At 69.8% G+C, this 20725-nt stretch carries 21 protein-coding genes; 9 read left to right on the plus strand and 12 right to left on the minus strand.

Going from position 1 to position 20725, the window contains the following annotated elements; all coding sequences use genetic code 11:
- Positions 1-12 precede the first annotated feature (12 nt).
- A complete protein-coding gene (locus tag ACTWPT_RS43495) occupies positions 13-480 on the plus strand; it encodes a SixA phosphatase family protein (protein WP_443183396.1) in 468 nt (155 codons plus the stop codon).
- On the opposite strand, the gene serB is transcribed toward ACTWPT_RS43495, so the two are convergent.
- The 4 genes from serB to ACTWPT_RS43515 form a co-directional block, all read right to left on the minus strand.
- Positions 477-1697: a phosphoserine phosphatase SerB gene (gene serB, locus ACTWPT_RS43500; RefSeq protein WP_443183481.1), complete on the minus strand. Its 1221-nt coding sequence runs from the start codon at positions 1695-1697 to the stop codon at positions 477-479. The two genes, ACTWPT_RS43495 and serB, sit on opposite strands and share 4 nt — an antisense overlap.
- Positions 1698-1765: 68 nt before the next feature.
- On the minus strand, positions 1766-2320 hold the full coding sequence (locus ACTWPT_RS43505; protein ID WP_443183397.1) for a hypothetical protein: 555 nt from the start codon (positions 2318-2320) through the stop codon (positions 1766-1768).
- A gap of 98 nt (positions 2321-2418) precedes the next feature.
- A complete protein-coding gene (locus ACTWPT_RS43510; protein WP_443183398.1) occupies positions 2419-3429 on the minus strand; it encodes an S-adenosylmethionine:tRNA ribosyltransferase-isomerase in 1011 nt (336 codons plus the stop codon).
- Positions 3426-4085, minus strand: coding sequence for an SDR family oxidoreductase (locus ACTWPT_RS43515; protein ID WP_443183399.1), 660 nt, complete (start codon positions 4083-4085; stop codon positions 3426-3428). Before ACTWPT_RS43515 ends, ACTWPT_RS43510 begins: the two co-directional genes overlap by 4 nt.
- A 109-nt stretch (positions 4086-4194) precedes the next feature.
- On the opposite strand from ACTWPT_RS43515, the gene ACTWPT_RS43520 reads away from it, so the two are divergent.
- Positions 4195-5310: a GAF domain-containing protein gene (locus tag ACTWPT_RS43520; protein WP_443183400.1), complete on the plus strand. Its 1116-nt coding sequence runs from the start codon at positions 4195-4197 to the stop codon at positions 5308-5310.
- The gene (locus ACTWPT_RS43525) at positions 5307-5927 is read left to right on the plus strand and encodes a response regulator (RefSeq protein WP_443183401.1); all 621 of its coding nucleotides are present in this window, start codon (positions 5307-5309) and stop codon (positions 5925-5927) included. The genes ACTWPT_RS43520 and ACTWPT_RS43525 overlap by 4 nt, the downstream gene beginning before the upstream one ends.
- 4 nt (positions 5928-5931) lie before the next feature.
- Here the strand turns inward: ACTWPT_RS43525 and ACTWPT_RS43530 are convergent, their stop codons facing one another.
- Positions 5932-6609 (minus strand): hypothetical protein, encoded by a 678-nt coding sequence (locus tag ACTWPT_RS43530; RefSeq protein ID WP_443183402.1) that lies wholly within the window; start codon positions 6607-6609, stop codon positions 5932-5934.
- Positions 6610-6779: 170 nt separating this feature from the next.
- Between ACTWPT_RS43530 and ACTWPT_RS43535 the strand changes: the two genes are divergently transcribed.
- Positions 6780-10001 (plus strand): protein kinase domain-containing protein, encoded by a 3222-nt coding sequence (locus ACTWPT_RS43535; protein WP_443183403.1) that lies wholly within the window; start codon positions 6780-6782, stop codon positions 9999-10001.
- Here the strand turns inward: ACTWPT_RS43535 and ACTWPT_RS43540 are convergent.
- Entirely contained in the window at positions 9988-10704 is a 717-nt protein-coding gene (locus ACTWPT_RS43540; protein WP_443183404.1) for a hypothetical protein, read from the minus strand. The genes ACTWPT_RS43535 and ACTWPT_RS43540 overlap by 14 nt on opposite strands.
- 68 nt (positions 10705-10772) lie before the next feature.
- Between ACTWPT_RS43540 and ACTWPT_RS43545 the strand changes: the two genes are divergently transcribed.
- From ACTWPT_RS43545 to ACTWPT_RS43560, 4 genes are all read left to right on the plus strand, one after another.
- The gene (locus ACTWPT_RS43545) at positions 10773-11561 is read left to right on the plus strand and encodes an ABC transporter ATP-binding protein (RefSeq protein WP_443183405.1); all 789 of its coding nucleotides are present in this window, start codon (positions 10773-10775) and stop codon (positions 11559-11561) included.
- 99 nt (positions 11562-11660) lie between these two features.
- Positions 11661-12581 carry an SPFH domain-containing protein gene (locus ACTWPT_RS43550; RefSeq protein WP_443183406.1) on the plus strand — a complete coding sequence of 307 codons (921 nt, stop codon included), beginning with the start codon at positions 11661-11663 and terminating at the stop codon, positions 12579-12581.
- An 11-nt stretch (positions 12582-12592) separates the two neighbouring features.
- A complete protein-coding gene (locus ACTWPT_RS43555; RefSeq protein WP_443183407.1) occupies positions 12593-13348 on the plus strand; it encodes a sulfite exporter TauE/SafE family protein in 756 nt (251 codons plus the stop codon).
- 22 nt (positions 13349-13370) lie between these two features.
- Positions 13371-13592, plus strand: coding sequence for a hypothetical protein (locus tag ACTWPT_RS43560; protein ID WP_443183408.1), 222 nt, complete (start codon positions 13371-13373; stop codon positions 13590-13592).
- Here ACTWPT_RS43560 and ACTWPT_RS43565 read toward each other — a convergent pair.
- From ACTWPT_RS43565 to ACTWPT_RS43590, 6 genes are all read right to left on the minus strand, one after another.
- Positions 13585-14412, minus strand: coding sequence for an NAD(P)H-binding protein (locus ACTWPT_RS43565; protein WP_443183409.1), 828 nt, complete (start codon positions 14410-14412; stop codon positions 13585-13587). The two genes, ACTWPT_RS43560 and ACTWPT_RS43565, sit on opposite strands and share 8 nt — an antisense overlap.
- A 28-nt stretch (positions 14413-14440) precedes the next feature.
- A complete protein-coding gene (locus ACTWPT_RS43570) occupies positions 14441-15262 on the minus strand; it encodes a Rieske 2Fe-2S domain-containing protein (protein ID WP_443183410.1) in 822 nt (273 codons plus the stop codon).
- A gap of 120 nt (positions 15263-15382) precedes the next feature.
- Positions 15383-15994 carry an HD domain-containing protein gene (locus ACTWPT_RS43575; protein ID WP_443183411.1) on the minus strand — a complete coding sequence of 204 codons (612 nt, stop codon included), beginning with the start codon at positions 15992-15994 and terminating at the stop codon, positions 15383-15385.
- Position 15995: 1 nt separating this feature from the next.
- The gene (locus tag ACTWPT_RS43580; RefSeq protein WP_443183412.1) at positions 15996-18176 is read right to left on the minus strand and encodes a molybdopterin-dependent oxidoreductase; all 2181 of its coding nucleotides are present in this window, start codon (positions 18174-18176) and stop codon (positions 15996-15998) included.
- Between the two features lie 121 nt (positions 18177-18297).
- A complete protein-coding gene (locus ACTWPT_RS43585; protein ID WP_443183413.1) occupies positions 18298-18945 on the minus strand; it encodes a hypothetical protein in 648 nt (215 codons plus the stop codon).
- A complete protein-coding gene (locus tag ACTWPT_RS43590; protein ID WP_443183414.1) occupies positions 18945-19160 on the minus strand; it encodes a hypothetical protein in 216 nt (71 codons plus the stop codon). The genes ACTWPT_RS43585 and ACTWPT_RS43590 overlap by 1 nt, the downstream gene beginning before the upstream one ends.
- A 690-nt stretch (positions 19161-19850) precedes the next feature.
- Here ACTWPT_RS43590 and ACTWPT_RS43595 point away from each other — a divergent pair.
- Complete coding sequence (locus ACTWPT_RS43595; RefSeq protein ID WP_443183415.1) at positions 19851-20714, plus strand: helix-turn-helix domain-containing protein; 864 nt, start codon at positions 19851-19853, stop codon at positions 20712-20714.
- Positions 20715-20725: the final 11 nt, after the last annotated feature.

The raw sequence follows: 20725 nt of genomic DNA on the forward strand, positions 1-20725 counted from the left end.
CAGGGTGATCGGGTGCGGACGTTGATCGTGCTGCGGCATGCGAAAGCCGCCCACATCCCCGGCCTCGCCGACCGGGAGCGGCCGCTGACCGACCGCGGGGAGCGGGACGCGAAGCGGGCGGGCGACGAGATCAGGGCGGCTGGGCTGGAACCGGACGCGGTGCTCTGCTCGCCGGCGCTCAGGACCAAACGCACCGCCGAGATCGCCTTCCCCGAGATGGAGATCAGCTACGAGCGTGACATTTACGAGGCCTACCCCGAGGAACTGCTGGAGCTGGTTCGCCGGTCGGATCCGGACCTGGGCACCGTGGTGTTGTGCGGCCACAACCCCGGCGTGCACGAATTGGCCTTGGGCCTGGCCGGAGGCGACTACGTGTTCCGGCCGGGCGCGTTCGCGGTGATCCGGGTGGAGTCGGCGTGGGCGGACCTGTACCCAGGGGAAGGCCGGCTGATGACGCTCTGGGATCCGAAGGAGAGCTAGCCGGTCGCGAGCACGGCGTCCTCGGCGTCGGCCGCCTCCACCTCGTCCCGCGAGATCCCCAGCAGGTAGAGGATCGAGTCCAGGTACGGCGTGTTGACCGCGGTGTCGGCGGCCTGCCGGACGACCGGCTTGGCGTTGAACGCGATCCCCAGCCCGGCCGCCGCGATCATGTCCAGGTCGTTGGCCCCGTCGCCGATGGCCACGGTCTGGGAGATCGGCAGGTGGGCCTCGCGCGCGAAGCGCTCCAGCGCCCGGGCCTTGCCGGGCCGGTCGACGATCTCGCCGACGACCCGGCCGGTCAGCCGCCCGTCCACGACCTCCAGGACGTTCGCGGCGGAGTAGTCGATGCCCAGCTCGTCGACCAGCCCATCGGTGATCTGGGTGAAGCCGCCGCTGACGATGGCGAAGCGGTAGTCGAGCCGCTTGAGCGTCCGCACCAGCGTACGGGCGCCGGGCGTGAGCACGACCTCCTTGCGTACGTGCTCGAACACCTCGGCAGGCAGCCCTTCGAGCAACGCGACCCGCTTGCGCAGCGACTCGGCGAAGTCCAGCTCGCCGCGCATGGCCTGCTCGGTGACCCTGGCGACCTCGTCGAGGCAGCCGGCGTGCGCGGCCAGCAGCTCGATGACCTCGCCCTGGATGAGCGTGGAGTCGACGTCCATGACGATCAGCCGCTTGGCCCGCCGGGACAGGCCCGTACGCTGCACGGCCACGTCGACTTCCTGGGCGGCGGCCTCGGCGGCCAGCTCGACCCGCAGGGCGTCCGGGTCGGCCCCGGACACGGACAGCTCGATGCACGTGACGGGCCACTGGGCGAGGCGCTCGATGCGGTCGATGTTGGCGCCGGCGGCGGCGATGCGCCCGGCGATGCCGGCGATCGCGGCGGGCTGGAGCGTGGCGCCGAGCACGCTGACCGACAGGCGGCCGCGGCGGCGCTGCTCCTTGGTCTGGGATCCGGTGGAGAGCTCGACCTCCATGCCGAGGTCCTCGGCCACCCGCTCGACGGCGGTCCACATGGCGCCGAGCGTGCTGCCGGTGCCGGTCGAGGGGCCGCCCGCGTACGCGACGAGCACGCCGAGCGTGAGCCGGCCCCGGATGACGACCTGCTCGATGTCCGAGACCGTCACGGGGAAGCCGGAAAGGACGGAGAAAAGACGCGACGTGACACCGGGCCGGTCGGGGCCGGTCAGGGTGATCAGGAGGGAGCGCTGGTCCACATCCAGCCACGGTACTGCGCCCGGTCCGATGGTCGTGCAGCAGGTACGCCATTCGGACCGGGCACCGGTCATCGAACGATCTTGGTCTTGACCGTCTTCTTGAAGCCGAACTCGGGGATGCCGAGCCGGTCCAGCTCCTCCTTGCTCATGTTCTCCATGCCCTGGTCGACGTTGTAGGAGACCACGCCGATCGTCGCCGTCTGCGTGCCCTTGGCGCCCTTCTTCAGCGGGGCGTCGAAGACCATGGCAACGGAGTCGCCCACCTCGACCACCTGCGGCAGGAAGCAGTAGAACGCCCGGCCCTCGCCGTAGCACTCAGTGCCCTTGACGCTCGTGCCGAACCTGATCTTCTTGAGGTCGACGCCCTTGGGGAACTCGCCACCGAGGAACCAGGAGTCCGCGTAGTGCGGGCCCTTGTTGGTGGCGACGATGGTGTACTTGATCTTCCCGCCGGCCTTGACCGTCTTAGGCGCCTTGACCTTGACGCCGAAGGCGGAGAACGGGTCGGCGGCCGTAGCCGCGGCCGAGGTGGTGGCCGTGGTGGCGGAGGCGGGAACAGCCGGGATGAGCAGGGCGCCGGCCAGCAATGCCAGCGTGGCGGCCTTGAGAAGGGAGTTGCGCATTAAACGTCTCCGGTGAGGAATTGGGCACGGGGACGCACATCGCCAAGCCCCCGTAAATGTCGGCTGTTCCTATCACAATGGCAAAATCTATGTAAAGCCTATTTCTTCAGTAGCAGGTGTGTGTCGCCGAACTCGTGCCACAGATACCCCTCCCGTAGCGCTTCGTCATACGCCTGGGCCAGGGCCTGCTCGCCCGCGATCGCGGTCAGCATCAGCAGGTGACTGGAGCGCGGCTCGTGCAGTCCCGTGATCAGCCCTGTGACGGCCCGCACGCCGCGTTCCGGGGTGACGACGTGCTCGGTCCAGCCCGCAGCCGCGATCACCCGCCCGTCCGCGCCTGCGGCCGTCTCCAGAGCCCGTACGACCGTCGTGCCCGCCGCCACCACCCGGTTGCCGCTCCGGCGGGCCAGGTTGACCAGCCGCGCGGTCGAGGCCGGCACCTCGTACCGCTCCGCGTACGGCGGCTCGTCCTTCTCCGGCGAGGCCACCCCCGTGTGCAAGGTGATCGGCGCGATCCCGACCCCGCGCGCCACCAGCGCCGTCACGAGATCGGCGGTGAACGGCCGCGCCGCGCTCGGCATCTCCGCGCTGCCCGGCACGGTCGCGAACACGGTCTGGTAGTCGTCGATCGGCCAGTCCCGATCCACGTAGGAGTAGCGGATCGGGACCCCAAACGCGCGCAGGTACTCCTCCACGTCCCGATCCAGCACCGCCCGCCACAACCGCGGCGTCTCCCGTTCGATCAGCCGCAGCGTGGCCCGCCCCGGCAGCGGCAGCCACTCCCCGGCCTCACCCCCTCCGTACGGCTCGGACGCCTTCGAGGTACGCCTGCGCAACTCGACCAGCCACGTGCCGTCCTCCCGCGCGGTGGAGAAGTGCACCGCCAGCCGGTCCAGCCTGACGGCCGCCGGCAGGGTGGCCGAGTTGTTCACCACGATCAGATCCCCTGGGTCGAGCAGCCCCGGCAGGTCGCCGAACCGGTGATGCTCGGGCTCCAGGTCGCCGCGCGACACCATCAGGCGTACCGCGTCCCTGGCCAGCCCTCTGGCCTCGGGCGGTTCGTGGGCTGACAGGCCGGGCGGCAGGACGAAGTCGAGTGCCAGAGTCATTGCAAGCTCACTTTTCCGCTGGCCGGCCGGGAGCTGACCAGGTCGTGCAGTGCCACGGCCACCTTCGCCGGGTCGGCCGCGGCGGCCGCCTCTTCGGCGCCCACGGCGTCGGCCAGCATGCGGGTGTTCATCTCGCCCGGATCCACCCACCAGACGCGGACCCCGCGCTCCTCGGCGGCCAGCACGTTCGACAGCTGCTCCAGGGCGGCCTTGCCGGCGCCGTAACCGCCCCAGCCTTCGTACGCGCCGGTGGCGGCGTCCGAGGTGACGTTCACGATGGCGCCGTGGGAGGACGAGCGCAGTGCCGGGAGTGTGGCCTGGATGAGGGCGAGGGGAGCGGTGACGTTCGTCTCCAGCAGCGCCCTGAACGCCTCCAGCGGATAGCCCGCCAGCGGCGGCAGCGGCGTCACGCCCAGGTCGCTGGCGTTGTTGACCAGCAGGTCCAGCTCGGGAGCCGCCCGGGCCAGCCGCTCGACATGCGCCGGGTCGGCCACGTCGCCCGGGATCGCGGTCGCGCCCAGCTCGGCCGCGACCCGCTCCAGGTCCTCCGCTCCGCGGGCGGTGAGTACGAGGTTCCAGCCAGACCCTGCCAGCGAGCGCGCCAGCGCGAGGCCGAGACCGCGTGAGGCGCCGGTGATGAGTGCGGTGTTCGTCATGTCTCGACGCTAGAAACGGGACGGCCGGCGGACATCGGGCTGAAGGCTGGTCCGGGCCTGGGCACATCGTCCTAGGACCCTGGGTGGCCGGGGATCATAGAGTGGTTCCGTGACGGCCGACCGAGACGAGATCCTGCAGGCGGTGAGCTCCGCGGTGCTCGCGGTCACCCGCCATCTGTCGGTCCGCGAAGTGCTGCAGGTCATCGTACGCTCGGCGCAGCGGCTGCTCGACGCCCGCTACGCCGCGCTCGGCGTGCCCGACGAAGAGGGGTCGTTCGGCGAGTTCGTCGCCGAGGGCATCACCGACAAGCAGTGGGACGCGATCGGGCCGCTGCCCCGGCAGCATGGCATGCTCGGCGCGATGCTCCGCGAAGGCGCTCCCGTCAAGCTGCCCGACCTGCGCAAGGACCCCAGGTTCGAGTGGTGGCCGAAGGCCCATCCGGTGATGAAGGACTTCCTCGGCGTCCCCATCCGCGACGGCGAGCAGGTGCTCGGCATCATCTTCCTGGCCAACAAGCGCACGCCCGGCGGCTTCACGCAGGAGGACCAGGACCTGCTCACGTTGTTCGCCGCGCACGCCGCGATCGCGCTGACCAACGCCAGGCTCTACGAGCGCGGCCGCGAGCTGGCCATGCTGGAGGAACGCAACCGCGTGGCCAGGGAGCTCCACGACGCCGTCACACAGAAGCTCTTCTCGCTCCGGCTCACGGCCCAGGCCGCGGGCACGATGCTGACGCGGGACCCCGGCAAGGCGGCCGTGGAGCTCGAACGAGTCCAGCGCCTGGCCGGCGAGGCCCTGTCGGAGCTGCGTGCCGTGATCGTGGAGCTGCGCCCGGCCGAGCTCGACCGGCACGGGCTGACCGAGACGCTGCGCAAGCACGTGCGCATGCTCGACAGGCTCCATCCGTCCCTGGTCGCGTTCGAGTGCGGCGAGCTGCCGCCGCTGGATTCGGCGGTCGAGGTGGCCGTGCTGCGGGTGGCCCAGGAGGCGCTGCACAACGCGCTCAGGCACTCCGGAGCCTCTCGTGTCCTCGTACGCCTGGCCTATGAGGACGGCAAGCTGGCGCTGACCGTCGGCGACGACGGCAGCGGGTTCGAGCAGGCGGACTCGCGCGGTCTCGGGCTGGTGTCGATGCGGGACAGAGCCGAGTCGGTCGGCGGCGTGCTGACCGTCGAGTCGGCCCCCGGCCAGGGGACGACAGTACGCGTGGAGGTGGGCGTTTGATCCGGGTGCTGATCGCCGACGATCATCCAGTGGTGCGGCAGGGGTTGCGGACGTTCCTTGACCTGCAGGACGACATCACCGTCGTCGGCGAGGCCGGCGATGGGGCGCAGGCCGTCGAGCTGGTCGCGGAGCTGGCCCCCGACGTGCTGCTGCTGGATCTGAAGATGCCGGTGCTCGACGGTCTCGGCACGTTGGAGCGGCTGTCCGGGACGGCGACCAAGGTGGTCGTGCTGACGTCGGTGAGCGATAGGGGGGACGTGGGCCCGGCGATGCGGGCCGGTGCGTCCGGGTTCCTCTACAAGGACGTCGACCCGACCGCGCTGGTCCAGGCGGTCCGGGCCGTGCATGGGGGCCAGGTGCTGCTCGCTCCCGAAGCGGCCGAGGCGATGTTGTCCACGGCCGGCGCCCCTGACGTGCCCGCGCCGGTCCCGCTGACCGACCGCGAGCGCGAGGTGCTCGCGCTCATCGCGGCCGGCCGGTCCAACAGGGAGATCGCCAGGAGCCTGGCCGTCGCGGAGAAGACGGTCAAGACCCACGTCTCCAACGTGCTGATGAAGCTGGGCGTGCAGGACCGCACCCAGGCCGCGCTGTACGCCGTACGGCACGGCCTGGGGTGATGGGTCAGGTGTCCTTCTTCTTGTTCGTCTCGACGTGGCTGGACGGCGGGTTGTACTCCTGGACCGGGGGCGGCGGCGTGTAGCTCCGGCCCGGCCGGCGCGGCGGGCTGACGATCGTCGTCTTGGCGGTCTTGAGCCAGTAGTAGCCCTTGATGCCGAGGCGCTTGAGCTCCGCCTCGCTCATGTTCTCCATGCCCTGGTCGACGTCGAACGACAGCACGCCGACGCGCGCCTTGGCGGTGCCCGTGGTGCCCTTCTTCAGGGTCACCTGGAAGTTGAGCCAGTCGGTCTCGCCCTTCTCCAGGCGTATCGGGCCCCAGCACCAGAACCAGCGGCCCTCCCAGGTGCACTTCGTACCCTTGGGGCCGCCCCAGCGGAGGGTCGACACGATGCCCTTCGGCACCTCGCCGCCCATCCAGTAGTAGTCGGCGTAGTGCGGGCCGAGGTTTTTCGCCTTCACGTAATATGTGATCTTGCCGCCGCGCTTGGTGCGCTTGGTGTGCTTGACCGAGACCTTGAAACTCGAGTACGGCGCCAGCCGCGCCGTCGTCTTCGTGGGTGTCGCCGCGGTCGTGGCAGTGGTGGTGGGGGCAGTGGTGATGGCCGCGCCGGCCTGGCCGGGTGCGGTCAGGGCGCCGGCGGCGAGTCCTCCGGCTAAGAACAGGCTGAAGCTTCTGCGCATGTGACGGCTCCCCGTACGGTGCTGGAAATCCCCGATCATCTCCACGATTATTGCGGAGGGCAAATATTTCGCAAAGAGCGATGATCTTTCGTGATCTGGGATGGCTTGCGGGGGTTCGCGTAGGCCCATCACGCTTGTGATCGGGGGATTAACACAAGGGGGAGGACCAGGTGCCGGACACGCACCCCTTACAGGCGGGCGATCCGCAGACGCTGGGCACCTACCGGCTGCTCGGCCGCCTGGGCAAAGGGGCGCAGGGGATCGTCTTCAAGGGGGAGGCGCCCGACGGGCGGCTCGTGGCGATCAAGCTGCTGAACACCCGGCTCGACAAGCCGGGGCTGGACGGCGAGCGGTTCATGCGCGAGGTGGCCGCGGCGCGCCGGGTCGCCCAGTTCTGCACCGCTCAGGTGCTGGACGCCAATATGGACGGCGAGCAGCCGTACATCGTGAGTGAGCTGGTCGATGGCGTGTCGCTCCAGGTCGTGGTGCAGCGGGACGGGCCGCGCGAGGGCGGTGCGCTCTACCGGCTGGCCGTCGGCACGGTCACCGCGCTGGCCGCCATCCATCGGGCGGGCATCGTGCACCGGGACTTCAAACCGAGCAATGTGCTGATCGGCAGCGACGGGCCGCGGGTCATCGACTTCGGCATCGCCAGGGCGCTGGACTCGGCGATGACGATCAGCAGCGGGGTGGTCGGGACGCCGGCGTACATGTCGCCCGAGCAGATCTCCGCCGAACGGGTCGGACCGGCCAGCGACATGTTCAGCTGGGGCCTGACCATGGTGTACGCCGCAACGGGGCGGCCTGCGTTCGGGCAGGACAGCCTGCCGGCGGTCATCTACCGGGTGATGAACGAGGAGCCGGATCTGTCGGCGCTGCCCGACGATCTACGGCCGATCGTGCAGGCGTGCCTCAGCAAGCGGTCCGAGGAGCGGCCTACGGCGGCCGACGCGCTGTTCGCGCTTCTGGAGCACCAAGGGGGGTCGCCTCGGCTCGACGACGAGGTGGCCCTCACCACCGGCTCCCAACTCGCCGCCGAACAAACTCCTCCCACCCCCAACCCCTCACCTACCCCTCGCCTTGCACCCACCCCCGGCCCCTCACCTACCCCCAGCCCTGCATCCAGCCCCGGTCCTGCACCCACCGCCGCCGGTCCTGCACCCACCCCAGGGTGGGCGCCCCCTCCGCCCTCCGGCTGGGCAAGCCCAGAAGGCCCTGCGCCCGCCACCGCCCCGGCCGCAACTTCCGGCCCGCAGGCCTCGAGGCCGCATGCTGTCGGGCCGCCGGCCGCTGGCCCGCGTCCTGCTGGCCCGCAGGCCTCGGGCCCGCCTGCTGCTGGCCCGCAAGCCGCTGGCCCGCAAGCCGCTGGCCTGCAAGCCTCAGGGCCGCCTGCTGCAGGCGCAGGTGGAGCGTCCCCGGCCTCGGGGTGGGGCAGGCCGGAAGGGCAGTCGGCCGCCGTGTCTGGGTGGGTCAGTCCTGATGGACATGAGCCCGCTGTGGGCCGTGCGGCGTCCGGGTGGGCCAGCCCCTCCGGGGAGGCCTACGCGAGCCCGCAGCCGCCCAGTGCCGAGTCGCCCGCCGGGCACCCGGCTGGTGCGCCTTACCCACCCTCGCATCCAGGCGCCGTGCCCTCCGCCCCGCCGTCGCAGCAGCCGCCTGGTGGGCAGCCGCAGGGCGGCGCCCGGGGGCCGTCGGCGGGCTCCTTCGTGCCGCCGCAAGGCCAGCAGTACATGCCGCCGCCGTATCCGATGGGAGCGGCCCCGAATCCGCAGTCGCCTGGACAGGGCGCTGCGTCCGGGCACGTCGGTGCGCCAGGAAATAGCCCCGCCGCCGGCACGGGATCGCCCGGCCAGGACCCGGCGGCCGGTCACATAGCTTCGGCCGGGCAGGCAGGTGTGCACGGGCAGGCAGGTGTGCACGGGCAGGCCGGAGTGCACGGGCAGGCCGGAGTGCAACGGCACGCCGGTGTGCACGGGCCGGTGGTTGATCGTGGGCGTGGTGGCTCGCGCCGGCCCACCGGCCCGGGTCAGGGGGAGCCGCGTGTCAGGGGGGACAACGACGCGTTCTTCAAGCACACGCCCCTCGATGATCGGCCCGAAGAGGCCAACGCCAGGCGAAGGCGCGCCGCCCTGGTCGCGGGCACCCTGGTCGTGGCGCTCGCCCTGGCCGGCGGCGTGCTGTACTTCGGGCCGAAGATGTTCGGACCCACCACCGGCCCCGGGGGCGAGAGCGTCGCCCAGGCGACCACGTCCCTCAGCCCGACAGCCCCCACACCGACAGCCCCCACACCGACAGCCCCCACACCGACAGCCCCCACACCGACAGCCCCCACACCGACGGCCCCCACGCCGACAGCGCCGACGCCCACCCCCACAGCGGTGACCCCGACCCCCACACCCACCCAGGACCAGCCCTCGGAGCAGACGGTCCCCGTGGTGGGCAAGCAGGACGGCAAGTCGCTCAAGGGCCACACCAAGGGCGTCCAGACGTTCTCCGCCGTCTCCGTGAGCGACAAGACGACCTGGCTGGTCACCGGCGGCCAGGACGGCCGGGTACGCCTCTGGGACCTGGCCACCCACAAGTCCCTGGCCACCATGAAAGGCCACAGCCAGGAGGTGTACGCCGTGGCCGGCGCGATGATGGGCAAAACCCCCGTCGCGGTCTCCGGCGGCTACGACGGCAGCGTCCGCCTGTGGAACCTCAAGACCCGCAAGGGCAAGGTCCTCGGCTGGCATGGCGACGCCGTCTACTCGGTAGCCGTGACCAAGGTCAAGGACAAGTGGATGGCGGTCACCGGCGACGCCAACGGCTACCTGAGGTTCTGGGATCTGGGCAAGCGCAAGGCCACGGGCAAGAGCATCAGAGCCCACCGCAAGCCGGTGAACTGGCTCAGCGCCACGCACATCGGCGACCGCGCGATCGCGATCTCGGCCAGCGAGGATGAGTCGCTGCGCATGTGGGACATGTCCAAGCGCAAGTCGTACGGGAAGACGTACAAGGGCCACTCGAAGGGCGTGTACGCCGTCACCGTCGGCGAGGTCGACGACAAGACCGTCGTGGCGTCGGGTGGTAAAGACGGAAAAATCCGGATCTGGGATCCGAAGAACGGCAAAACCGTCGGCACCATGTCCGGCCACAAGAAGATCATCTACTCCCTGTCCTTCGGCACGGTGGCCGACCGGCCGGTCCTGCTGTCCGGCAGCACGGACGGCACGATCAGGCTGTGGGACCTCGGCGCCCGCAAGGCGCTCGGCAAGCCCGTCAAGGCACACAAGAGCGGCGTGTACGCCGTAGGCATCGTCCGCCTCGATGATCGCGTCGCCCTTATCTCGGCCGGCAAGGACAAGCTGGTCAGGCTGTGGAAGGCCGGGGACGCGACTATTGGTTCCTGATCGGCTCGAAGATCGCGTGGTGGGCGGCCACGAGCGCGCGCCGTACCGCGCGGTCGAGCTCGCGCAGTGCGGCGCCGCGGGTGGCGATCTGCCCGGAGGTGAGGCCCCGGTCGTCGGCCAGGCGCAGCACGGCGGCCAGCCGCGTGGCCAGCGCCGCGACCCGATGCGCCCGCGAGGGGTAGCCCGGCGCCAGCTCGCCGCCTCGCCGCCCCAGTTCGGGCCGGCCCTGCGAGGGCCCGTCGACGGAGGCCAGTGCCTCGGTGGCCGAGCGTATCGCGTCCGACAGCTCGCGCTCGGCCTCGGACAGCGAGGGCAGATCATGGCGTACCGGCCCGGATTCGTGCACGTCCAGCCGTACCCCGACATAGGACGACCCGCGCAGGTCCGGCGCCGGCACCATCCCGAGGTTGTGGTCGTCGAGCACCGCGATCACGGCCTGTCCGGCGTCGACCGCGGCCGAGTTGAACGACGCGGGACCCGAAAGCCCGAGCGGGTCGCCCGGCGCGGGCAGGGCGAGGCGCAGCTCGCGCAGCCCGCCCGCTCGCAGGTTTGCGAGGTATTTACGCAACGTGACCTCGCCCACGACGGCGGGCCCGCCGGCGGATTCCACGTGGTCAGCCGCCTCGTCGAGGCCGACGTGGCCGGCCAGCCACGCGTTGCCCCAGGCGACCAGAGACGGACAGACAGGCGATTCAGGGTGCACCGATCCACGATAAGCGCTCGGCCTGCAATAGGTTTGTCCCCAGGGTGACTCCAAAGGGAGGTTCGGGGATGGGTGGTCAGGTGCTGCGGCTCCAGGACGTCGCCGTCAGGCGCGACGGAGCGGCCCTGCTGCGCGGCATCGACTGGACGGTCAACGCGGACGAGCGGTGGGCCGTCATCGGCCCCAACGGGGCTGGCAAGACCACGTTGCTGCAGGTCGCCGCCACGTTGCTCTATCCGAGCGAGGGCGTGGTCGAGGTGCTCGGGGAGCGGCTGGGGCAGGCGGACGTGTTCGATCTGCGGCCGCGCATCGGGCTGGCGAGCGCCGCGCTGGCCGAGCGCATCCCGCCCGAGGAGAAGGTCATCGACCTGGTGCTGACCGCCTCCTACGGGATCATGGGCCGCTGGACCGAGGAATATGACTCCAACGACGTGACCAGGGCCGTCGAGCTGATCGACATGATGGGCGCGGCCCATCTGATCAGGCGGCACTTCGGCACGTTGTCCGAGGGGGAGCGCAAGCGGGTGCAGATCGCCCGCGCGCTCATGCCCGACCCCGAGATGCTCCTGCTCGACGAGCCCGCGGCCGGGCTCGACCTGGGCGGTCGCGAGGACCTGGTGCGCCGCCTGTCGCTGCTGGCCGGGGACTTCCGCTCGCCGACGCTGGTCCTGGTGACGCACCACGTGGAAGAGGTGCCTGCCGGGTTCACGCACGCGCTGCTGCTGCGGCACGGCTCCGTGGTGGCCCAGGGGCCGCTCGAGCACGTGATGACGTCCGACACCCTGTCCCAGACGTTCGGGGTGCCGCTGACGCTGGATCGCAGCTCGGAGGGCCGCTGGTACGCCCGCGCGTACTAGCTCTTCGGGAGTAGATCACTTTTGTGCACATAAAAGGCTCCTCCGGCTGAAACGAAATAGGATCTACGGAGTCGGTCCCCTCGACTTCGGAGCGTCGCCATGTCCGTCGAGCAGCTCATCGTCGCCCTCGTCGTGGTCGCGGCGGTGGGCTTCGGAATGGTCCGCACCATTCGGATCATCCCGCAGGCCACGGCGGCCATCGTGGAGCGGCTCGGGCGCTACCACAGGACGCTGACACCGGGACTGAACCTGGTGGTGCCGTTCATCGACCGCATCAAGGACATGATCGACCTTCGGGAGCAGGTGGTGTCGTTCCCACCTCAACCGGTGATCACGTCCGACAACCTGGTGGTCTCCATTGACACGGTGATCTACTTCCAGGTCACGAACCCGAAGAAGGCGACGTACGAGATCGCGAACTTCCTCGTCGGCGTCGAGCAGCTCACGGTCACCACGCTGCGCAACGTGGTCGGCGGCATGGACCTGGAACGCACGCTGACCTCGCGCGAGGACATCAACACCGCGCTGCGCGGCGTCCTCGACGAGGCGACCGGCAAGTGGGGCATCCGCGTCAACCGCGTCGAGTTGAAGGCCATCGACCCGCCCGCCTCCATCCAGGACTCGATGGAGAAGCAGATGCGCGCGGACCGCGACAAGCGCGCCGCCGTGCTGACCGCAGAAGGCCAGCGGCAGGCGGCGATCCTGCAGGCCGAGGGGGAGAAGCAGGCATCGGTGCTGCGGGCGCGCGGCGAGGCCGAGGCGGCCGTGCTGCGGGCTCAGGCCGAGGCCGAGGCGCAGGCCATGCGTGCCAAGGGGCAGGCGGACGCGATCGGCATGGTGTTCAAAGCCATCCACGAGGGGAAGCCCGACCAGCACCTGCTCGCTTACCAGTATCTGCAGACCCTGCCGGAGATCGCCAAAGGCGAGGCCAATAAGATCTGGATCGTCCCATCGGAGATGGGCAAGGTCCTGGAGAGCCTTGGCGGCCTGTTCACACCCCCCAAGAGCCCAGATACGTAAAGGGAGGGTTCGTGACGGGGTGGGAGCTGGTCGCGGTCTGCGCGGCCGGGGTGGTGGCCGGTGCCATCAACGCGGTCGTCGGGTCGGGCTCCCTGATCACCTTCCCGACGCTGGTGGCCATCGGCATCGATCCCGTCACGGCGAACGTCTCCAACACCATCGGACTGGTCCCCGGCTCCTTCACCGGCGCGTACGGCTACCGCCCCGAACTCCACGGCCAGCGCGACCGCCTGCTGCGCCTGGGCGCGGCCTCGGCGGCCGGAGCGCTGATCGGCGGCATCCTGCTGCTGTTCCTGGACCCCGACATCTTCGAGATCGTCGTCGTCGCGCTGATCGCGCTGGCCTGTGTGCTGGTCGTGGCGCAGCCGTGGATCAATCGCTGGCTGGCCGATCGGCGCGAGCTCGCGCACCCGCACGGGGGCCTGGAGCTGTGGCTCGGCGTGCTGGCCGCGGGCGTTTACGGCGGGTATTTCGGCGCGGCCCAAGGCGTGCTGCTGATCGGCCTGCTGGGCAGCTTCCTCGATGACCACCTCCAGCGGGTGAACGCCGCCAAGAACGTGCTCGCGCTGATCGTCAACCTGGTGGCCGCCACGCTGTTCGTCCTGGTCGCAGACGTGGACTGGCAGGCCGTGGCCGGGGTGGGGCTGGGCGCGATGGCGGGCGGGTTCCTGGGGGCCCGGGTGGGGCGGCGGATCCCGGCGCCCGTCTTGCGGGGCGTCATCGCGTGCGTGGGGATCGCGGCGATTATCGTACTGGTGTACGGATAGGTGTGGTGGGTATAACCCGGACATGAAGGGTGACCGGGTGGAGATCGTCATCGACGCGGGCGGCACCCCGCGTACTTACGAGATCAGGGCCACCCGCGCCGGCCGGCGGGTGGAGGTGGCCACGCGCCGGGGGCTCGTCGAGGTGAGCGAGGTCACCCGCAGCGGCACCCCCGTACGCACGGCCAGGTTCATGTCCAGCCGCATCCTCGCGCTCGTGGAGCACCCGGCGGACGAGATCAGCTGAAGTCGGCGGCGTGGTCGCGCGCCCACTGGTGGAGGGTCAGCGCAGGCCGGCCGAGCAGCCGCCGCACCGTGTCGGTGACCTGCTCGGGGCTGGTCACGAAGCCCTCCCACGTTCGCAGCGCGTTCTCCACGAACGTCGGGTCACCCCACGCCGCCATGAGCTGGTCGCGGGCCTCGTCCGGCGGCTGGTCGTCCCAGCGCACCTCGCGCCCGACCGCTTCGCCGATCACCCGTACCTGCTCGGCCTGGGTGAGCTGCTCCGGCCCGGTGAGGACGTATGTGGCCCCGTTGTGGCCCGCGGAGGTGAGCACGTGGACGGCCACCGCCGCGATGTCCTTCTCGTGGATCAGCGATCTCGACGCCTGCCCGTAGGGCCACCGCACGACACCCTGGCGGATCTGCCCGGCCCAGCCCAGCGTGTTGGCCGCGAAACCGCCAGGCCGCAGGAACGTCCAGCCGAGTCCGGAATGCCGGATCATCTGCTCGATCTCGTGGTAGTGCGTCGTAGGCGCCTCCGCGAGCTCCGGCACGTTGGCCGACAGGTACACCACGCGGCGCGCGTGCTTGGCGATCGTCGCGACCACTTCGCCGGCGCCGTCCGCCGTGAACCCCGGCCAGAGCAGGAACACGCTCTCCACGTCCTCCAACGCGGGCTCCAGCGTCTCTGCCGCGTTCAGGTCGCCCGGGACCATCTCGACGGGCAGCCGCGCCCGCCCGGGGTCCCTGACGAGCGCCCGTACCTCCAGTCCAGCGTCCGCGAGCTGGGAAACCACATGCCTGCCAACATTGCCGGTCGCGCCGGTCACCAGAATCTTGCCCATGGCTCGACCGTAGAACCTCAACCAAACTTCAGGTCAAGCCCGGCCGTACCTGGATCGTCCCGTCCCGCCTGATTCGCGTCTCGAACGTGGGCGCGGGAGCGGTCGCGGGCCCATGCCGCACCGAGCCGTCTCCCAGCCGGAACGTGCTGCCGTGCCACGGGCAGACCACGCAGGCCTCACCGTTGTCCATGACGAGCCTGCCCTGGTGCAGCGGACCGGCCAGATGGGGGCAATGGTCGACGAGCACGGTCACGGCCTCGCCCTGGCGCAACACGAAGAGCTGGATGTAGCCGAGCCGCCGCGCCACCGGCCGGCCGTCCGGCAGGTCCTTGATCGGGCACAGATCGTGCCAGCCCAGCGGCACCAGGTGCGAGACCTGCGGGGCGTGGTTGGCCCCCGCGGCCTGCCGGTACGCCATGTGGCCGCCGAGATAGGCGCCGAGCGTGCCGACGCCCAGACCGGCGAAGGAAAGGATCTTCCCTGAGCGCTCCTGGCCGCGCAGGCGGGCCAGCAGCGACGCGGAGAACAGGCTGAGTGCGGTCAAATTTGACAACATGTGGACGAAGCCGACCCGCTGCTGCTCGCGGTGGAGCGAGGACCAGTCGGTCAGCCCGGCGGCGGCGGTGGGCACCGCGTTGGCCACACCCGTGGCCAGCAGCACCCGCGCGGCCCGCGGGTCGGCGCCGGCCAGGTCGAGCACGGCCGTCGAGATCCAGCAGCCCAGGCTGACCGAGGCCAGCGGCGGGTGCAGGGGCTCGCCGATGGGCACGCCGTGCAGCAGGTCCCGTAGAAAGCCTGGGCGGACGCGCTGGCGTATCGCCTTGGCGAGCACTCTGATCGGCCGGTCCATGGACTTCGACTTCTCGAGCCGATCGGCAAGGGCAACCGGTCCGGCGAAACCCCGCAATTGCCGACGCCTCGCTCGTACTTCCTCTTTCACGACAAGTCCCCTACCCCCGCCGTGAGGGGATCACTCGGACAGGTGTCCCCTGGCCACGGAGAGTTCAACCAGCTCCAGGGCGTACGCGCCGAGCGAGGGCGAGCCTTCCTCGATGATCTGCACCTTCTCCCTGACCTGCGAAGCCTTGACTTTGAACAGCGGCCACGTGCCGCCCTCGGTGTGGTGGTTGGCCAGGATCGGGGCGAAGCGGTCGAGCGCCTTGGCGAAGCGCGCCTCCGGAGTCCTCCTGTCCTCGAACTCGTCCCACAACTCCCGGACCCACCCCGCCTGGTCGGCGGGGAGCAGGCCGAAAATGCGGTCGGCGGCGGCCCGCTCGGCATCGGCCTGAGCGGCGACCTCCACCGGGTCGTAGATGAACGTGTCGCCGGCGTCGATCTCCACCAGGTCGTGCACCAGCAACATGGCCACCACCCGTTGGAGGTCGGTCCCCGGCGGGGCATGCTCGCCGAGGACCATCGCCAGCGTGCCCACGTACCAGGAGTGCTCTGCGGTGTTCTCCCGCCGCGAACCGTCGATGAGATGGTTGCGGCGGATGATCCGCTTCAACTTGTCGATTTCGATGGCGAAGGAGATCTGGGCGTTCAGGCGGTCCTCTTCTGGCGCGATAGTCACGCGCGACACCCTAATGTGCGGTGATCACCCCAGTTGGTGAAATCGTGACCGGAACTCCGTTGAACACTGCGTTACCACTTGGAACGTCAATGGCCGATTCGTCCGTGAGCGTGTTCACGGAGACGCCCGCGTGCTCGGCCGCCACGCTCTGGGCGCTGCCCGCGTGGCCCCAGCCGTGCGGCAGGCTGACCACACCCGGCATGATGGTGTCGGTGGGCTCCAGCGGCACCGTGAGCTGGCCCTTCGCCGAGCGGACCACGGCCTCCCCGTCGAGCCCGAGCCGGGCCACGTCGGCCGGGTTGATCTGCAGCGTGCAGGTGTTGCTGCCGCCGACCAGCGAGCCCACGTTGTGCAGCCAGCTGTTGTTGGAGCGCAGGTGGCGCCGCCCGATCAGGACGATCTCCGGCGGCTCCTCGTCCAGCTTGCTCCGCAGCCGCTCCACGTCCTCGATGAGCTGCGGCGGCGCCAGCTCGATCATTCCGGAGGCGGTCTTGAGCACCTCGTCCAGCCGGGGCTCCAGCGGGCCGAGGTCGAGGCCGTGCGGGTTGTCCAGCAGCTTGCGCAGCGAGAGGTCGCCCTTGCCGGACCACTCACCGTACGGGCCGAGCCTGAGCATGAGGTCGAGCCTGCGCTCGCCGCCGGTCTCGCCGTCCAGCGCCTCACGGAGCTCGGCCACGTCGCGCCCCTCGACGCCGGAACCGGCCGTCTGCGTGGCCTTGCGCAGCATCTCGTCGATGACGAACGCGTCCAGATCGCCCTCGAGCCCAGAGGCGATCATGGCCAGTCGCGCCAGGATCTCCGCCTCCGAGGGCTGCCCGTCCAGCGGCAGCAGCGGCGGCGAGTACCGCGTGTAGTTCCGCACGGCGAACCCGAGCAGCGCGAAGTCGTAGTGCCCCGACTGCAGCACCCGCGGCGGCGGCAGGATGACGTTGGCGTGCTTGGTGGTCTCGTTCAGGTACGGGTCCACGCTCACCATGAAGTCGAGCCGCTCGAAGGCCGCGTCCAGCCTGTCCCCATGGGGCGCCGACAACACCGGGTTGCCCGCGATCGTGATCAGGAACTTGACCTGGCCCTCGCCGGGGGTCTCGATCTCGTCCGCGAGCGTGGCCACCGGCAGCTCGCCGTTCGCCTCGGGCAGGCCCCGGACCCGGCTCGTCCACCGCCCCACCTGGTACGCCCTGCGGCGCGCCGCGAACTCGGTGGCCGGCTTCGGGAACATCGCGCCGCCCGGCCGGTCGAGGTTGCCCGTGAGCACGTTGAGCACGTCCACCAGCCATTGAGCCAGCGTGCCGAACTCGGCCGTGCAGGTGCCGATCCTGGCGTACACGGCCGCCGTACGGGCCGCCGCCAGCTCCCTGGCCAGCCGTACGATCACCTCGGCCGGCACCCCGGTACGGCGGGCCACCGACTCGGGCGGGAAGTGCTTGGCCGCCTCCCGCACCTGGTCCAGGCCATTGATCTCGTGGAACAGCGTGACCAGATCCTCTGCGAACAGCGTGTGGACGAGGCCGAACAGCAGGTAGGCGTCGGTACCCGGGCGGACGAAGACGTGCTCATCGGCCAGCGCCGCGGTCCTGGTTCGCCGCGGATCGACGACGACGAGCCGCCCACCGCGCCTGCGCAGCGCCTTCAGCCTGCCGGGGAAGTCCGGCGCGGTGCACAGCGAGCCGTTGGACTCCAGCGGGTTGGCGCCCAGCATCAGCAGGTAGTCCGTACGGTCCAGGTCGGGGACCGGGATGGCCAGCGGGTGCCCGAACATCAGACCGCTGGCCACGTGCTTGGGCATCTGGTCGGCGGTGCTGGCGGAGTAGATGTTGCGGGTGCCGAGCGCCTTGATCAGCGGGGCGCCGTAGAGCGCGCCCGCCATGCTGTGGGCGTTCGGATTGCCGAGGTAGACCGCGATGGACTGGCGGTCGGTCGCCTGGCCGAGCGCGGCCTTCACGGCGCCGAACGCCTCCTCCCAGCCGACTTCCCGCCACAGGTCACCCTCCCTGATCAGCGGCTTGCGCAGCCGGTCGGGGTCCTCGTCGAGCCGGCCGAGGCTCGCCCCCTTCGGGCAGATGAAGCCCTTGCTGAACGGATCGTCCTTGTCGCCGCGGACGCTGGTCACGTGTCCGCCCTCGTCGAGGGTCAGCGTCAGGCCGCAGACGGCCTCACAGAGGGGACATGTCCGGTGGACGGTCGAGGTCATCACGACTCCTGAGTTCGCCAGATGAACTCATCTTGGCCCGTGCCGCGCGCGTGGGGAAGCCCCGGAGCCCCCGCGGTCTCCGGGGCTTCCTCCCCGGGGAAGGCCCCTTACCCCGGGGGTCTCAGCCGACCTGCGACAGCATGACCCGCGTGCGCAGATCAGGCGGCTCCTCGAGATCGGGTCTGAGCGAGACCCAGTCGCGCCTGCCGTAGAGCCGGTCCAGCCCGGGTGAGGCGGCGCCGGGTACCTCGTCGCGCCGGACGATCTCCACGACCAGCAGTTGCGCCCGCGCACGGTGCCGATAGACGTTCGCGCTCCTGGCCCAGCAGGCCGCCGCCAGCTCCTCGCTGTACGCCTCGAACTCCTCGGCGCTGATCCCGGCCCGCGTCAGGATCAGTGCCTTCTCGCCGGTCGTCGTCGGAGTGATCCACAACACCAGCGGGATGCGTCCGGCCCTGGTGTGCATCGTCGTCTCCAGGCAGACCCGCTGCAGGCGGTGCCTGGACACCACGCACCAGAAGTGGGCGGCGATCCAGTTACGGCCGATCCTGGTGGCGGCCGGCGCCGAGACCGCGCTGGCCAGCAGCAGGAAGGGCACCCACCGGCCTTCCTGCGTCGCGTTGAACAAGGTCAGCGCGAACAGCGCCAGCATGCTCGCCAGCAACAGTTCGGTCCGCGACCGCCAGAGCCGGACCAGCGCCCCGCCGCCGCGGGCGGCGGGGAGGTCCTCGACGCCGGGGTAGATCTGCTTGCGCGGGTTCCTCGACATCAGGTCACCTCCTCGTGCACCCGGCGAGGCAGGCGGAGCTGGTCGAAGCGTGGATCCCGGTAGCGACGGGACCCGAATCCCGTCCTGGTCACGGTCCAGCCGACGTGGTGCGCGAATTCATCGGGCTCCATGCAGATTTCGCGGTCGGCCCATGCGATGAGTTCCCGGATCCGGGACTTGATTCGGCTGAGTCCCTTGGTACCTTGTGAGTACATAGAAGACCCCTTTCGCGGCATTTCTAGAGGTGGCTTCTTTGCCGGTCCGAGGGCTGATGACCAGGCCCTTCGCAGGGTGGCAGCCCAAATGCGGGGACACTGGTCGTCAGTCTCGGATCGGCTTTTTCATGCACCGGTGAGTCAACGTGCGCCGGATTCGTCAGCGCTGGCTGCTTCAGTCGATTGCGAGGTCCTTCCGGCAAGTGGCCTCCCTGGGGGAAAGATGCGTTTCCGGGACGGCGACGTTGCCGGCGATGCGGCCCTGGCAGGGGCGCGCGACCAAGGGGGGAAGGCCCGGTGCGTGCGGCGATGTCGTCATGCCCGGCCTCCCTCACACTCGAGAAACCCTCCTGGCTACTGATGGTCCTCCGAGGTCTACGTTGCTGCAATACCTTAAGCAAGGAAGATTTCATTTTCTTCGCTTCTTGCCGATGAGCTTGCCCTGCAACTTGCACGAGAAGTGTCGATGAGCCCTCTGGCCGGGGGATGGAGGCTGGGAACCTCGCCTCGACCTAGAAGGCTTCACGGAGCTTGTCTTGCTCCTACGCTCTCCCCGTGACAGCCTTCTGGCAAGGCCAAACGCGACTACGCGTGCAACTTGCAGTGTAAGATTGGGCGACCGGTCTCTAAACTCAGCTTCCAAACGATCCCTTCCGGCTACACCTTCCTTCCTGACAAGGAGAGCGGACGGTGCCAACGCAGCAGGGCAGCCCGACCGTACGCAGGCTCCGGCTCGGCCAGGAGCTGCGTTTGCTGCGCGAGCGGCAAAAGCTCACCGGGGCCAAGGCGGCCAAAGAGCTCGGCTGGTCGCCGAGCAAGGTCAGCCGCATCGAGGCCGCCAGGACGATGCCCAGCACCGACGACATTAAGGCGCTGGTGAAGCTCTATCGTGTCGATGGGGACAAACTTGATGAACTCATCGGCCTGTTGCGGGATGCGGAGCAGCGGGGGTGGTGGGAAGATTACGAGGACGCTCTACCCGAGGAATACACAAGATTCCTGGGGCTGGAGGCGGAGGCGACCTCTCAGCGATCCTGGGAGCCGCACATCGTGCCTGGCCTTCTGCAGACCGAGGACTACGCGCGGGAGGTCATCCTGGCTTCCCGGGGCATCGCGCGCATCACGCACAGCGGTGTCCGCAGCCGCGTCGAGGCCCGCCTCCATCGGCAACGCCGCGTGTTGCACCGGCCGGAGCCCTGCCGGCTCACGGTCGTGCTCGACGAGTCGGCGCTGATGCGCCGCTTCGGCGAACCCTCGGTGATGCGTGAGCAGATGGAGCATCTCCTGGAGATTTCCCTGCTCCCGCATGTCAGCGTGCGCGTCCTGACCCTGGACTCACTTCATCCGGTGAACACCGGCACTTTTATTCATCTGCAGTTTGCGGAATTCGACGATGTTGTGTACCTGGAACAGCTGTATACTGCCAGCTTCGTCGAAGACCTCCAACGTGTGGCTGGATACGAAATCGCTTTCGACCACATCAAGTCGGAGGCACTCGACGAGGACGAGTCCCGCGTCCTCATCCAGCGCAAAGCCATGCTGTGGCGGCGATAGAGACGCCGACC

Source organism: Nonomuraea sp. 3N208, from assembly GCF_052245935.1.
Classification (GTDB): domain Bacteria; phylum Actinomycetota; class Actinomycetes; order Streptosporangiales; family Streptosporangiaceae; genus Nonomuraea.